Raw genomic sequence first — 13,994 nt, forward strand, 5'->3', positions numbered from 1 at the left:
CTGGAGACTCTGCGCCCTCTGCGCCCTCTGCGGTTTAATCATTCTTAATCATTCAGCAACAACCGTAAACGATATCATAACCAAATAATGCGATCGCACTTACAAGAATAAAAATGCAACTCACCCCCCAAGAAAAAGACAAACTGCTGATTTTCACCGCCGCCCTGGTAGCAGAGCGCCGCAAACAAAGAGGTTTAAAATTAAACTATCCAGAAGCACTAGCCTACATTTCCGCCGCCATTTTAGAAGGAGCCAGAGATGGCCTCACCGTCGCCGATTTAATGAGTTACGGAACAACTCTCCTGACGCGGGAAGATGTGATGGAAGGGATAGCAGAAATGGTGCATGAAGTCCAGGTTGAGGCGACTTTTCCCGATGGAACTAAGTTGGTAACAGTCCACGATCCGATACGTTAAAAAATCAACCACATAGACTCAGAGGAGGAAAAGATGATTCCCGGAGAAATGATTGTTTCAGCAGGCGAAATAGAATTAAATGCAGGGCGTAAAATACTACGGTTGCTGGTAGGAAATAAAGGCGATCGACCCATTCAAATCGGTTCCCACTATCACTTTTATGAAGCCAACGAAGCCTTAGAATTTAATCGAGAACAAACAAAAGGAATGCGGTTGGATATCCCCGCAGGTACAGCAGTCAGGTTTGAACCGGGAGATGAAAGGGAAGTGCAATTAGTGCCGTTTGTTGGTAGTCGTCAAGTCTACGGCTTCAATGGAAAAGTGAATGGTGAGTTAGATGGATGAGATTTTTAGAGGGACGAGACTTTTTGGCCGAACTTAAAAAGAATAATTAGTAGGAGGATAATTCGATATGCCCGATCAAATTAGATTGTGGGAAATATCAAAGGATAAATTGAATGAAATTACCGAATCTAAGTTAGACTTAGAATTTCGTTTGGAAACCTGGCTAGATAATGATATTTCCCTCCTAGCAGATGATCTCTTAGTAATTGGTCGGCAAGTGATTACTGATTATGGTGGAAAACTTGACCTTTTATGTATAGATAGGTACGGAGATTTAGTCATTGTTGAGTTAAAGAAGGACAAAACATCAAGAGAAGTAACAGCACAAGCCTTGGATTACGCCTCATGGGTTAAGGATTTGTCAAAGGAGAGAGTTACAGAAATTGCCAATGCTTATTTACTGACTAAAAATGGCAGTAACTTAGAAGATGCTTTCTGTGATAAATTTAGCTCAGAATTCCCTGATATTTTGAATTATCAGCACAACATTATAATTGTAGCTGCACAGATAGATATTATTTCTGAAAGGATTATTAAATACTTGTCAGAAACTTATGGTGTGAGAATCAATGTCGCAACATTCCAGTATTTCCGTGACTCAAGCGGTAGAGAGTTACTAGCAAGAAAAATGTTTATCGAGCCTGAAATAAAACCTGTAAATATATCAAAAAAAAATCCCACTTTGACCCTGGAACAATTACTTGAAATAGCAGATAGCAATGAATTTGGAAAAGTCTATAGACTACTTTATGACGAAGTTGTACCAGATATATTTTGGATAAATACAACAACAAAAGGTCTGGCATTGAGAGAAAGAAGTCAAAATGGCAAACTTATCTTAAATCTTTTGTTAACTGAAAGCACGCCTAGGAATGGTCTAAAAGTTAAGGTATACATAGATAGAATTTCAAACTATTTAAACATTGATGCAGAAGAGTTTGCTAATTTGTTGCCTAACTATCAAGAAATAGAACAAAATGATTCCTTTGGTTTAATTGCTGAAGGATTCTTTAAAACAGAAGAACAGGTGAACCAGTTTGTGGGAAAATTAAATCAAGTAAGGAGCTAATTAATATGAGTTACAGAATGGATCGCCGCGCCTACGCGGAAACCTTCGGGCCGACAACGGGCGATCGCGTCCGGTTAGCCGATACAGAATTATTCATAGAAGTTGAAAAAGACTTCACAACCTACGGGGATGAAGTTAAATTTGGCGGTGGCAAAGTTATTCGCGACGGCATGGGACAGTCGCCTATTTCTAATGCGGACGGCGCTGTTGACACGGTAATTACTAATGCTTTAATATTAGATTGGTGGGGAATTGTTAAAGCAGATGTTGGGATTCAAGACGGGAAAATTTACAAAATTGGTAAAGCCGGAAATCCTTACATTCAAGATAGGGTAGATATTATTATCGGGCCTGGTACTGAAGTAATTGCCGGTGAAGGAATGATTCTGACTGCTGGGGGAATTGACACTCACATTCACTTTATTTGTCCGCAGCAAATTGAAGTGGCGATCGCCTCTGGAATCACGACAATGATCGGCGGCGGCACTGGCCCCGCAACGGGTACAAACGCCACAACCTGCACTCCTGGGCCTTGGCATATGTACCGAATGCTGCAAGCAGCCGACGCTTTCCCGGTAAATCTAGGGTTTTTAGGTAAAGGAAATAGCAGTCAACCCCAAGGATTAGTCGAACAAATCTTTGCCGGTGCAATGGGTTTGAAACTCCACGAAGATTGGGGAACTACACCAGCAACGATCGACACTTGTTTGAGTGTCGCTGACGAGTACGATGTGCAAGTTGCAATTCACACCGACACTCTCAATGAAGCGGGATTTGTGGAAGCTACAATTGCCGCATTTAAAAATCGCGCTATTCACACTTACCACACGGAAGGTGCTGGCGGCGGACACGCACCGGATATTATTAAAGTGTGCGGACAAGCTAATGTTTTGCCCTCGTCAACTAACCCGACTCGCCCTTACACTGTCAATACTTTAGAAGAACATTTAGATATGTTGATGGTTTGCCACCATTTGGATCGAGGCATTCCTGAAGATGTGGCTTTTGCTGAGTCGAGAATTAGAAGGGAAACTATTGCTGCTGAGGATATTTTGCACGATTTAGGTGCGTTTAGTATGATTTCTTCTGACTCGCAGGCGATGGGAAGAGTGGGAGAGGTGATTATTCGGACTTGGCAAACGGCACATAAAATGAAAGTGCAGCGGGGGAATTTACCCCCCCTAACCCCCCCTTATCAAGGGGGGGAAACAAGAGGGATAACCCCCCCTTACCAAGGGGGGGAAACAGAGGGGATTAATGACAATTTTCGGGTGAAGCGGTACATTGCGAAATATACAATTAATCCGGCGATTACTCACGGAATTAGTCAGTATGTCGGTTCGGTGGAAGAGGGGAAATTGGCGGATTTGTGTTTGTGGCGGCCGGCTTTTTTTGGGGTGAAACCGGAACTGGTAATTAAAGGAGGGGCGATCGCCTATGGGCAGATGGGAGATGCTAACGCCAGCATTCCGACGCCGCAACCGGTGCATATGCGGCCGATGTTTGGCAGTTTTGGCGGTGCGATTGGGGCGACTTGTCTGACGTTTGTTTCCCAAGCTGCGCGCGATCGAGACATTGCCGCACAGCTTGGTTTGCAAAAGCCCACTGTAGCAGTTTCCGGCACACGACAAATTAGTAAAAGAGATATGAAACTCAACGATTATTTGCCACAAATGGAAGTCGATCCAGAAACTTATGAAGTCAGGGCGGATGGGGAATTGTTAACTTGCGAACCGGCAACAGTTTTGCCAATGGCGCAGCGGTACTTTTTGTTTTAACTGATATTTTGCACCATTTTCAGCAACAGGCAAGATTCCTGTTCCACAAAATATAAATTTTCTTGTGGAACAGGCACCATTGTCAGCAACAGGTAAGATGCCTGTTCCACAAAATATAAATTTTCTTGTGGAACAGGCACCATTGTCAGCAACAGGCTTTCCGGCCTGTTCCACAACATATAAATTTTCTTGTGGAACAGGCCGGAAAGCCTGTTCCTAAAAAGCTAATTGACACTGTGCAATATCTCAGTTTTAACCGATTATACAATCATGTAGGGGCGGGTTTTACCAACAATATTTGCCAAAAACCGACTATCTCAAAAACCCGCCCCCACCCAACGGCAAATTTTCATCTTACTTCATTCGGGATGTAATTTATTGTTAGAAAAATTGAGCGATCGCACTATCAAACCCTGACACAAAAACCAAAAATAAAGTGCAATATTAATCCCGCTCAACAGCTTCGGTATTCCCTCCAGCAAGCTCGAAACAATCTCGTTTTTTAAAGGCAGCGCTTCTGCAAAAAAGGCAACAAATAACAAACCAACGCCACTCAGCAGTAAAGCATAGGGAGTCGAGCGAATTTGTCTCCGAAAAGCTAATCCATATGCAATTGCCAGCACCGCGTAAAATATGACAATTGTAACTTTCGGAAAACCCGCACGTCCCAGATGAACGTGGGTGCGAAAAACTTCATTGAACAGAAAGCAACCTGCAAACAGTGCCGAATATAAAATAAATCGATTTTCTGGGCGATCGGGTTGAATAATTCTCAGCAATCCAAAGGTAAAAGCGCACACCATTACCGATAAATAAAATAACATTTGAAACGCCAAGAAAAAGAAACCTGCACCCGGATACGTGGCAGAACAAGGCGGCAAAAATAACCCTTTTACTGAAGAACCGAATAAACTCAGACACGCCGTCACTAGCCCAACTAGCACTAAAGTTAGACTATTGAACAACAATACAGTTCTGTAATTTGCCATAATTAATAACTAAGAAATAACAACTAACAATAGTATATTGCCCGTCAAACTATTTTTTTGCCTTAGTGCGGATTCAGTAAGGTGCATGACAACACCAACTGCACGCTAAACAGCGCAGATGTTTTGTGAATTTATAGGGATTGCTGTGCGTGCATCTGTGGCTAATAATCTTCTGAGGGAGCTATAGCAATGCTAAATGACTCGTAAATTTTTTACCCCACCCCAACCCTCCCCTTAGCAAGGGGAGGGAGTAAGAAATTCACAGTCGCTAAGGCAGGTAAGATGCCCCCACCACGGGAAGTTTTATTTTTATTTATTATTACCTAAAACTCAGGAGAGTCTTAATCGCTCGGTAAACTCAATTTTAATACCTGTCCAACTGATACCTCGTGCTTGTGCGTCGCTACTACCACCGCACCTTCTAATCGCGGATCGTAACATCCAACCCAAGCTGCAGGATGACATTCGTGCACTAAATACCCGTACAGCCAAATTGCTCCTCTACCTTCAATGACAATTCCTTGGCTTAATTGAACGTGTTGAGGAAGTTTCAAACCTTGTAAATCATCGGGTGTGATGATACCGTCTTGAGTTGTAATTCGCAAGCGCAAATGTTGGTAAGCTAAACCGTCTTGAGTTTGATTGGGGATTATTTTTAATTCAATAGGATTCATTGGATGCACAAATGTTGAATGCTGCGATAAAATCATATCATGTCCGGTAGTATGGGCGGGGGCGGGTTTATTATATTGTAGATTATGGGCAATTATTGTTGGTGAACCCGCCCCTACAAAATTTAACATCATACAAGTCCGAATCAAACAGACATGATATCATCTACCTTTTAGGGTAAATTGGGAATCCGATCGCCCACTTTCAATCCCAATTGGGCCGCCCTTCCGCCTCTGAGTTCAATCACTCCGTCAACGGGAACATCCGGGCCGTAGTTGGGGCAGGTTTCGCTCAAACACGGCGGTACGTTAGGAATTATCGCCTGCACGACGCCTTCCCGCAGAAAAACCATATCGAGTTCAATAAACACGTTTTTCATCCAGAAACGCACGTTTCGCGGGGGTTCGATCGGGAAAAACATTCCTCTGTCGTCTGGTAATTCTGTGCGAAACATTAAACCTGTCGCTTGTTCTTGGGGAGTTTGCGCCACTTCTAGTCCGATCCTCTGCGAGGGCTGCGCTAACGCGCGATCGGCTATAATCGTGTTAACAGAAATTGGCAAAAGCTGACCCCTATCTAGTCCGCCAAACAGCGACATAAAGTTGGATTCTGTCAGATTAGAATTTCCCAAAACAACTCCTAAATAATCACCAGAGTTTTTATCTTTCATAATAGTTTGGTTGTTGGAAACAGAAAGCTCTAAATCGCTAAACTTCATGCCTTCTGTCAAGACAATTTTATCATTGCCGTTGCCAAAATCTGTAATTATATCCGCTTCAGTAATAGTAGATGCGGCGGAGGTTCTTTCAATCACAAATAAATCATCGCCTGCCCCTCCTGTCAAGATATCCCCGCCTTCGCCGCCTATTAGCAAATCGTGACCCCGATCGCCAAAAATCCCATCTTCACCTTGTCCTCCATAGATTGTATCGCTTCCTTGCCCGCCAGACAGCGTATCAGCGCCTTCATTTCCTGCTAGCAAGTCATTTTCCCGATCGCCAAAAATTCGGTCGTTTCCCCCCAAACCTTGAATAGTATCATTACCCGCAAATCCTCTAATCGTATCGTTGCTGAGAGTTCCCGCGAGAAAATCGAAGCCAAAAGTACCGTCGATGTTAACCATTTTGCGTTTAAGGATGGGTTTAATAGAAGGAAGATTTGGCGATCGGCATCCGCCAACCGGTACCAAAAGCTCGATCGCTAATTTTCAAACCTGGGGCTGCTTGCCGCCGCTTAAACTCCGCTTGCCTGACTAATTTTACTACACGTTTAACCACGGCTTCATCGTGTCCAGCAGCGACAATTTGTTGAACCGATTCGTGATGTTCGATCGACCGCTGCAAGATGTCATCCAAAACATCGTAATCCGGCAAAGAATCTTGGTCAATTTGTCCAGGCTTCAGTTCAGCACTAGGCGGTTTAGTAATAATATTAACCGGAATAATTTCCTTTCCCAGGGGCGGGCATGGGGGTGGGTAGGGAGAGGGCGGGCACGGGGGCACCGCCCCTACATATCCGCCAGAATTCAGCCACCTACAAAGCGAATAAACGCGAGTTTTCGGCACATCGGAAATCACCGCCAATCCCCCATTCATATCGCCGTAGAGGGTGCAGTAACCCACCGCCATTTCCGACTTATTGCCAGTCGAAAGTAGCAAATGTCCGAACTTATTAGAAATTGCCATCAACAGATTGCCTCGAATCCGCGATTGAATATTTTCCTCAGCAATGCCGAAAGTTGTGTTGACAAACAAATCGGCGAGAGTGCGATCGTAAGTTTTCATCAAATCGCCGATCGACAACATTTCGATCGCGATGCCCAGATTTCGGGCTAATTCCAAAGCATCATTAACCGAATGATCCGAACTATAAGGAGAAGGCATCAACACCCCTAGAACATTTTCGGGCCCGATCGCGCAACTGGCGATCGCAGCCACCAAAGCCGAATCTATCCCGCCACTCAAACCGAGTACAACCTTAGAAAAACCGCACTTGCGGACATAATCTCGCACTCCCAAAACCAAAGCCGCCCAAATTTCGGCATCTCCTTCTGCCGGATGAAAACTCAAATCAGTTGTGGAACGGGCAAGATGCCCGTTCCCGCCGCTGCCAACGCCACTGCCGATCGAACCTAGTTTTTGGCGTCCTTCACCTAATCCCAAATCAGTTGTGGAACGGGCATCTTGCCCGTTCCCGCCGCTGCCCACTAAATCTTGTTTAGCTGCGTCATATTCCAGCACCGCAAAATCCGTTTCAAAAGAAGCTAATACCTCAATTAAATCACCCTTTCGATTCACAGCAAAACTGCTGCCGTCAAAAATAATATCGTCATTTCCGCCTATTTGATTAGCGTAAATAATCGGTATCCCGCAGCGGATGACGCTGTGCTGCAACATCGCCGATCGCACTCTCCGCTTCAGAGCAGAATAAGGCGATGCCGACAAATTCACCACTAAATCTACGCCCAATTTTCCCAAATCGGAAACAGGATCGCCCGCGTAACTGCGTTTACCCCAAAACTCCTCATTGTTCCACAAATCTTCACAAATTGTCACGCCGATTTTGACTTCGCCAATAGAAAAGTAATTGCTGTTTTCTCCAGGCTCAAAATATCTATCTTCATCAAATACATCATAAGTAGGCAACAAGCGTTTATGAAAAACTTGTTTGACGGCGCCATTTTGCAACAAAACAGCGCTATTAAACAATGGTTTTCCGCCGAGTTTAACAGCATTAGCATTAGGTAAGGCAGTGCCGACTATGACTGCCAACTCCGGCGGCAAAGCTTGCGCCAGTTGCTGCAACTGTGCACCTGCATCTGCAATGAAACTCGGATTGATTAACAAATCGCGCGGCGGATAACCGATCAGGGAAAGTTCCGGTGTTAGCAATAAGTTTGCGCCCTCAACCTCAGCTTTTTTCGCAGCCTCCAGAATTAGGTTGGAGTTGCCAAAGATATCACCAATGGTAGGATTGAGTTGTGCGATCGCAATTTTCATATTCCCAAATCACTTAATAAATATTGCTAACAGTCCGCCCGCGCGGACTTACTTTCCTATAGTCCTAGATTTGAATGTAGCGAAAGATTACTTGGATTTGTAATGTTTCAACTCTTCCTCAATATAATAATTTACCAAATCCCGGTAAATATTTTCAACCACATCAGGGTTCAAACCCGATTGTTGAGCCCAGTCGCGCCGCTGCTGTAACATATCGTGAAAGCGATCGAACGATTTAACGCTAGCTTCACTCGTTTTGAACCTTGCTGCAGCGATGACGTATTGAAATCTCTTGCTCAAAGCCTCGATCACTTCTCGATCGATGATATCAATTTCCTCCCGAACTTCGTGAATATTAGCGCATTCATCTGGATCTTTCATAGTCCGTACTCCTTAATAGCTTCTATTCTCATGTTACTAAATTGCTCCCCGAATGTCATCCAATAAACAGCTATATAAACACCAGAGGCTTATTTTTTAAAGGAGCAAAAGCGGTCGCATCAAAGCGATACAAACTAGCAGGGCGGCCCGCCCCGCGCGAAACCTTAACACCGGTATCGCACAAAAAACCCAATTTCAACAATCGAGCTCTAAAATTAGAATAATCCGAAAAACTTTCCCCCAAAATAGTTGTATAAAGTTGATACAAATCGCTCAAAGTAAAAAGTTCCGGCAACACTTCAAAAGCTACCGGGCTGTATTCAAGTTTGTTACGCAGTCGCCGGTATCCGTATTCGAGAATTTGATTGTGATCGAAGGCCAGCTTAGGAACTTGTTGCACGGGATACCAAGCAATGCCGCCGACGCGGTGGCCCACACCCGCCACTACACTCCCAGCAATTAACTCAGCTTCCTCAAAGCGAACCAAAGCAAAATAACTCACCGAAAGATAGCGATCGCCCCTGGTAAATTCCCGAGGATCGCGCCCCGGTTCTCCGAAAGTATACAATTGCTCCAGATACAAATTTTTTACCCGAATTTTCTCAGACAAAATCCGGTAAGCCGCATTTTCAAGAGACTCTCCGTGCCGCACCAAAGTACCGGGAAGACTCCAAGAATCGATAAACGGTTCGTCTGGCCGCATTACCAACAGCACCAACAAGCGGTTCTGCACGGTATCGACGGAAAAAATAACATTATCTACTCCTACTTTAAAGTCAGCTAATGAGCAACCCTCGCTCTTTTTTGTGCCTCGTGCCATGCGTACAAATGCTCCCTATGGATGTAATCTTCGATGGTCGGAGTCAGAGCTTCCCTGTCTCCTGTTTCCCGATAGGAAGTAGAAGAAACATTGGGAGCACTCAAAGATGCGATCGCCACTTTTGCACCCATCCGCCTCAACTGCCACAAATCTAACTGTTCTGACGGATAACCGGGTCGCGGTACTATCAGCAACTCTACTTGTTTTAATAATTGTTCAAATTTGTACCAGCGAGACAATTGTCCCACCAAGTCCGAACCTATTACCAGCGTCAAAATTGCATCCGGCCACAGCAATTTTGCTTGTTCCACAGTTTCCACAGTCCTCGGACTGCTGAGTTCTGGATGCAAGCAAAGATTGTGTCTGGGCGAATTAATTTCTTGAATCATTAACAGCAGCATTGCCGATCGGTGTTCTAGAGAAGTTTGGTGCGACTTAAAAGGATTGTCCGACGCCCAAACTGCTACCCAATCAAAATGTTGCGAAAGCCAACTCAGAATTGTTTTGTGTCCTGCTGTTGGCGGATCTGCACTGGTTCCAAAAAGAGCAATCTTCTGCATGGGGAATCGGTAATGGGTAATTGGGAATGGGGAATTGAACTACATACTAATGACCAAAGCGTGTCAAATTAATATCAAACGTAGTTCCAGCCTGCTGTTTGATAATTAACCCCTCGCTACCCCCTAATCCCCCTTAAAAAGGGGGGGACTGGATCGAGCAAAGTCTCCATTCAAAAAAGAGGGGACTGTCAGCTCTCAAAGTCAACCCCTACTCCCCAACAATCAGGGGGATTTAGGGGGATCGAGGCTAAGCTGGAAGCGAGATTTATCATGGATTTTAGTCTTAAGTTAGCACCAATAACCACTGACTAATAACTACTGACTCTTTTTCGTTTTTTGGGTGAGACTCTGCAAATCTGTAGAAATTTCCACTGACGGCGAAATCGGGTTGTCAAGTTGGCGAGTTTCGGGTCGAAGACTGGCAACAGAAGCAGCAGTTCGTTTGGCGATATCGTCCAAACTTTCCTGGTTCTGCACTCGTTTGCCGTCCTTGACAACCAACTCCATTAATGGTAAGTAAGAATCGCAATTGTGAAGAGTTTCTCCCGACAATCCCAAACAATCTCCGAGAATTTGCCCATTTTCAATATGTCTAAAAATTTGCTTTCTTCCTGGATATGTTACCTTGCCGCTTGCCTCTTTCATCACCGGAATTCCGTCAATTTCCACCAACTTATAAACACCGTTGACAGGGGAACCGCTGACCAACTTGGTTCCTAAACCGTAACCGTCAATGCAAGCACCGCTACTTTTTAATTTAGCAATTTCTCGATCGTCCAAATCGCCGCTAGCAAAAATTGGAACCCCAGGCAGGATCGATCGAACTTCCCGCGACAGCACCGCCAAATCGCCCGAATCCAGCCGCACGCCTTCCAACTGCATTTCACCGCTGTTTACTCGATCGGCCAACATCCGCGCCGCCCCCACAGTATCATAAGTATCGATCAGCAGCGGCGCCCCCGGAAAATAGCGGTGAAAAGCTGCAAACGCCTGATTCTCGCTGCCTTCGAGGGCAGCAACAGCCATTACCAAAGCATGGGCGATCGTACCGACAGGTTTGCGGCCCAACTTCAAAGCAGCCAAAACATTAGAAGTTCCGTCGAATCCCGCAGCCAAAGCCGCCCTCGCCGCCCAAACAGCAGCTTGAGGCCCAAAAGCCCTGCGCGTCCCGAATTCCAGCAACTTAGCCTCCGGGCCCGCCGCATCCCGCAGCCGCGCTGCCCGCGTCGCGATCGAAGTTTGATAATTTACGGCATTCAACAAATAAGTTTCCACCAACTGAGCCTGCCACAGAGGAGCCTCAATTCGCAGCAGCGGCTCGTTGGCAAACACCGCCGTCCCCTCCGGCACCGCCCAAACATCGCCAGTAAAGCGGGCTGTGGCGAGTAAAGTCCAAAATCGCTCTCCTGCACCGACAAAAATTCCAGTGGACTGCAAAGCCTGAATTTGCGCCGGCGAAAACCGAAATTTTTCCAAATAATCGATAACTTGAGCCAAACCCATCGCGATCGCGTAGCCAAAACCTTCTGGCAGCCTGCGCGCGAACAATTCAAAACTCGCGGCCCGCCCGTCGATCCCTTCCCCGACGTAACAAGCGGCCATCGTTAGCTGGTAGAGATCGGTCAAAAGGCTGTAATCTGCTGAAGAAACCGTCAGTTCCCGGTCTTCTAAGATTTCGTCAAAACCTGTGAGCTGCAGGCTTTCTGTGGTAGTTTTCATCAGAAAAAACCCCGGACAAAGTTCTTTCTTTTAATTATAGTGACAAACACCATATCTTTTTGTAAATATTTGATGAAGATTGCAGATATTTGTCGAAAAATTCCCTGAATATGCCCTTGAATAGCGGATTTCGGTTGATTGGTACATTAATATTATGGTAAAATCAATATAAATACTGAATTTAACAAACTCAGGAATTAACCGCAAACACTCAAGCGTTCCGGGTTTTTTGCGAAAATATTTCGTTGCAGCCTTTGAATAGAGTGAGAAAACCCGGTTTCTGAGCGTCGGGAGGGCGATCGCGAGTTTTTGAGTTGAGCGAGGAAATAATTTACCAGCAAAAGGTCGATCGTCCAAAAATGCGTTATTTCTCAAACCTTCAGCTTGCTTCATTGTTGCAGACCAATAAGTAATTCAAATAAATATTGCTAAGCTCATCCACAACCCAAAAATCAGAGTAATATAAAAAGTATCAGAACTCAGATAAGAGAGGCAGATTCTATGAATCTTTCTAAATCTTTGACCAACGCGATGCGTTACGTTTCGGAAGCAGCGGTGCGGATTTTTAGCCCCAGCGATGACAACTATCCAAATAGTGGAGTTCAACCTTTTGAGGGTAAGCTATCCAAAAGTTCTAAATCCAAAGAATGAACAGCCATTCCGGCAGTTTCTAGCGAGTTCGGCACAGGCATTCAGTTTCACAGTCAACGGTTAACAATTAACTGTTGACTGTTAACTTTTGACTGTTAATAGTAATTGTATGTGCGGTTTCCCTTCGTTTTACCCAAGCTACAATTACCAATCACCAATTACACTGAACTTCCCCAATTTACCAAACAAAGGCATATTCAGTGTAGAGTAAGCTTTTTAAAGAAAGATTCGGGCGCCCAGTTTACTGCGTATAAGTTAGAGAAACACCAAGCAAATCTAGAGCCTTTTGTTGCACTGGGGTGGGTTCAGCGATTTTATCAAAAACAAAACTAGCACCCTTAATAGTTGATTGGAACTAAGCGCGCCGCTGATATTATCGAACAAGCTGTATTGACTGGGAAACCTGTCTTGGCTTCTCAAATCTAAAATCTCAGATGTGGAGTCAAATCTAAAATCTAAAATCCACTGATGGCTCACGCACCTCTGGTGTGAGGAGCCAATTTATGCTATGTTCGACTGCAAAGTTGACTGCAGGCTGAATATGCTGACTCTTCCTGGCGTTGAAGTCACAGAGCTCATCTACGAAAGCCCAAACTCCCTGGTTTACCGAGCATTCCGACAACCCGACAGTCTTCCCATCATCCTCAAAGTCCTTAAAGAAAATTATCCCACACCCCAAGAACTCGCCCGCTATCGCACAGAGTATAAAATTACACAATCTCTGAATCTGAGTGGCTGTATAAAAGCCTATGATTTGCAGCCATATCAAAACACGCTGGTGATGTTTGTTGAGGATTTTGGCGGCGAATCCTTGAAAATTTGGATGCACCAGCAAAAATTTAGTATTGCAGAATTCTTGCGAATTGCGATCGCCACCACAGAAAGTTTACAACAAATTCACAGCGCCCACATCATTCACAAAGACATTAACCCTTCAAATATTGTCTTCAATCCAGCTAGCGGCGAACTCAAAATCATCGATTTTGGCATTTCCACGCAGTTAACGCGCGAGAATTACACCATCAAAAATCCCAACATTTTAGAGGGAACTCTTGCTTATATGTCGCCGGAACAAACCGGCAGAATGAATCGCAGTCTAGATTACCGCACTGATTTTTATTCCCTGGGGGCTACCTTTTACGAACTGCTGACAAACAAATTGCCTTTTGACACCAATGATGTGCTGGAATTGGTACACTGTCATCTCGCTAACCAGCCCTTATCTCCATCTCAGGTGAATCCCGAAATTCCGCAAATTGTTTCCGATATTGTGATGAAGTTGATGGGAAAAAATTCTGAGGAGCGGTATCAAAGTGCGATCTGCATTAAACTCGATTTAGAAGAATGTTTAAATCAACTGCACAGCAATAACAATATATCAGTTTTTCCACTAGGATCTCAAGATATTTCCGATCGGTTTCAAATTCCGCAAAAACTTTACGGCAGAGAGCGAGAAATTGATAGTTTGCTAACAGCTTTTGAAACAGTCAGCAGTCACAGGCAAGATGCCTGTGCCACCAGCAGTCACAGGCAAGATGCCTGTGCCACCAGCAGTCACAGGCAAGATGCCTGTGCCACCAGCAGTCACAGGCAAG

16 protein-coding genes are annotated in these 13,994 nt (G+C 44.7%); 6 read left to right on the forward strand and 10 right to left on the reverse strand.

The features are described 5' to 3' along the window. Positions 1 to 113 precede the first annotated feature (113 nt). The 4 genes from ureA (at position 114) to ureC (ending at position 3,608) form a co-directional block, all read left to right on the forward strand. The gene (ureA, locus tag QUA50_RS10695; RefSeq protein WP_006635319.1) at positions 114 to 416 is read left to right on the forward strand and encodes an urease subunit gamma; all 303 of its coding nucleotides are present in this window, start codon (positions 114 to 116) and stop codon (positions 414 to 416) included. A gap of 33 nt (positions 417 to 449) precedes the next feature. Beyond that, complete coding sequence (locus QUA50_RS10700) at positions 450 to 761, forward strand: urease subunit beta (RefSeq protein ID WP_333056340.1); 312 nt, start codon at positions 450 to 452, stop codon at positions 759 to 761. A 67-nt stretch (positions 762 to 828) separates the two neighbouring features. After that, positions 829 to 1,830, forward strand: coding sequence for a DUF91 domain-containing protein (locus tag QUA50_RS10705; RefSeq protein WP_333056339.1), 1,002 nt, complete (start codon positions 829 to 831; stop codon positions 1,828 to 1,830). A 5-nt stretch (positions 1,831 to 1,835) separates the two neighbouring features. Next, a complete protein-coding gene (gene ureC / locus QUA50_RS10710) occupies positions 1,836 to 3,608 on the forward strand; it encodes an urease subunit alpha (RefSeq protein WP_333211426.1) in 1,773 nt (590 codons plus the stop codon). Here ureC and QUA50_RS10715 read toward each other — a convergent pair. From QUA50_RS10715 to QUA50_RS10760, 10 genes are all read right to left on the reverse strand, one after another. Next, entirely contained in the window at positions 3,605 to 3,787 is a 183-nt protein-coding gene (locus QUA50_RS10715) for a hypothetical protein (protein WP_333056337.1), read from the reverse strand. The genes ureC and QUA50_RS10715 overlap by 4 nt on opposite strands. A 180-nt stretch (positions 3,788 to 3,967) precedes the next feature. Further along, a complete protein-coding gene (locus tag QUA50_RS10720) occupies positions 3,968 to 4,597 on the reverse strand; it encodes a hypothetical protein (protein WP_333056336.1) in 630 nt (209 codons plus the stop codon). 341 nt (positions 4,598 to 4,938) lie between these two features. Next, the gene (gene crn3, locus QUA50_RS10725; protein ID WP_333056335.1) at positions 4,939 to 5,271 is read right to left on the reverse strand and encodes a CRISPR-associated ring nuclease Crn3/Csx3; all 333 of its coding nucleotides are present in this window, start codon (positions 5,269 to 5,271) and stop codon (positions 4,939 to 4,941) included. Between the two features lie 170 nt (positions 5,272 to 5,441). Further along, positions 5,442 to 6,392 (reverse strand): DUF192 domain-containing protein, encoded by a 951-nt coding sequence (locus QUA50_RS10730; protein ID WP_333056334.1) that lies wholly within the window; start codon positions 6,390 to 6,392, stop codon positions 5,442 to 5,444. A gap of 19 nt (positions 6,393 to 6,411) precedes the next feature. Then, complete coding sequence (locus QUA50_RS10735) at positions 6,412 to 8,268, reverse strand: NAD+ synthase (protein ID WP_333262943.1); 1,857 nt, start codon at positions 8,266 to 8,268, stop codon at positions 6,412 to 6,414. A gap of 87 nt (positions 8,269 to 8,355) precedes the next feature. Continuing rightward, positions 8,356 to 8,649 (reverse strand): isochorismate lyase, encoded by a 294-nt coding sequence (locus tag QUA50_RS10740; RefSeq protein WP_333262946.1) that lies wholly within the window; start codon positions 8,647 to 8,649, stop codon positions 8,356 to 8,358. Between the two features lie 70 nt (positions 8,650 to 8,719). Beyond that, the gene (locus QUA50_RS10745; RefSeq protein WP_333262949.1) at positions 8,720 to 9,469 is read right to left on the reverse strand and encodes an NrtR DNA-binding winged helix domain-containing protein; all 750 of its coding nucleotides are present in this window, start codon (positions 9,467 to 9,469) and stop codon (positions 8,720 to 8,722) included. Next, the gene (locus tag QUA50_RS10750) at positions 9,430 to 10,029 is read right to left on the reverse strand and encodes a nicotinate-nucleotide adenylyltransferase (protein WP_333262951.1); all 600 of its coding nucleotides are present in this window, start codon (positions 10,027 to 10,029) and stop codon (positions 9,430 to 9,432) included. Before QUA50_RS10750 ends, QUA50_RS10745 begins: the two co-directional genes overlap by 40 nt. Positions 10,030 to 10,344: 315 nt before the next feature. Beyond that, positions 10,345 to 11,748, reverse strand: a complete 1,404-nt coding sequence (locus tag QUA50_RS10755; RefSeq protein WP_333262954.1) for a nicotinate phosphoribosyltransferase — start codon at positions 11,746 to 11,748, stop codon at positions 10,345 to 10,347. Between the two features lie 30 nt (positions 11,749 to 11,778). Continuing rightward, the gene (locus tag QUA50_RS10760) at positions 11,779 to 12,141 is read right to left on the reverse strand and encodes a hypothetical protein (protein ID WP_333299459.1); all 363 of its coding nucleotides are present in this window, start codon (positions 12,139 to 12,141) and stop codon (positions 11,779 to 11,781) included. 108 nt (positions 12,142 to 12,249) lie between these two features. Here QUA50_RS10760 and QUA50_RS10765 point away from each other — a divergent pair, with 108 nt between their 5' ends. After that, a complete protein-coding gene (locus QUA50_RS10765; RefSeq protein ID WP_333083725.1) occupies positions 12,250 to 12,399 on the forward strand; it encodes an isochorismate synthase in 150 nt (49 codons plus the stop codon). A gap of 541 nt (positions 12,400 to 12,940) precedes the next feature. After that, positions 12,941 to 13,994: serine/threonine-protein kinase (locus QUA50_RS10770; protein ID WP_333262958.1), on the forward strand; the 1,054-nt coding region annotated here is incomplete at its 3' end.

The sequence above is a fragment of the Microcoleus sp. M2_D5 genome (genome assembly GCF_036701935.1).
Lineage (GTDB): Bacteria > Cyanobacteriota > Cyanobacteriia > Cyanobacteriales > Microcoleaceae > Microcoleus.

Coding starts and splice junctions, on each gene's coding strand:
- ureA (WP_006635319.1), top strand. CDS start 114: ATGCAACTCACCCCCCAAGAAAAAGACAAACTGCTGATTTTCACCGCC.
- QUA50_RS10745 (WP_333262949.1), bottom strand. CDS start 9,469: ATGGCACGAGGCACAAAAAAGAGCGAGGGTTGCTCATTAGCTGACTTT.
- QUA50_RS10760 (WP_333299459.1), bottom strand. CDS start 12,141: ATGAAGCAAGCTGAAGGTTTGAGAAATAACGCATTTTTGGACGATCGA.
- ureC (WP_333211426.1), top strand. CDS start 1,836: ATGAGTTACAGAATGGATCGCCGCGCCTACGCGGAAACCTTCGGGCCG.
- crn3 (WP_333056335.1), bottom strand. CDS start 5,271: ATGAATCCTATTGAATTAAAAATAATCCCCAATCAAACTCAAGACGGT.
- QUA50_RS10715 (WP_333056337.1), bottom strand. CDS start 3,787: ATGTTGTGGAACAGGCCGGAAAGCCTGTTGCTGACAATGGTGCCTGTT.
- QUA50_RS10765 (WP_333083725.1), top strand. CDS start 12,250: ATGAATCTTTCTAAATCTTTGACCAACGCGATGCGTTACGTTTCGGAA.
- QUA50_RS10700 (WP_333056340.1), top strand. CDS start 450: ATGATTCCCGGAGAAATGATTGTTTCAGCAGGCGAAATAGAATTAAAT.
- QUA50_RS10740 (WP_333262946.1), bottom strand. CDS start 8,649: ATGAAAGATCCAGATGAATGCGCTAATATTCACGAAGTTCGGGAGGAA.
- QUA50_RS10720 (WP_333056336.1), bottom strand. CDS start 4,597: ATGGCAAATTACAGAACTGTATTGTTGTTCAATAGTCTAACTTTAGTG.
- QUA50_RS10730 (WP_333056334.1), bottom strand. CDS start 6,392: ATGGTTAACATCGACGGTACTTTTGGCTTCGATTTTCTCGCGGGAACT.
- QUA50_RS10705 (WP_333056339.1), top strand. CDS start 829: ATGCCCGATCAAATTAGATTGTGGGAAATATCAAAGGATAAATTGAAT.
- QUA50_RS10750 (WP_333262951.1), bottom strand. CDS start 10,029: ATGCAGAAGATTGCTCTTTTTGGAACCAGTGCAGATCCGCCAACAGCA.
- QUA50_RS10735 (WP_333262943.1), bottom strand. CDS start 8,268: ATGAAAATTGCGATCGCACAACTCAATCCTACCATTGGTGATATCTTT.
- QUA50_RS10755 (WP_333262954.1), bottom strand. CDS start 11,748: ATGAAAACTACCACAGAAAGCCTGCAGCTCACAGGTTTTGACGAAATC.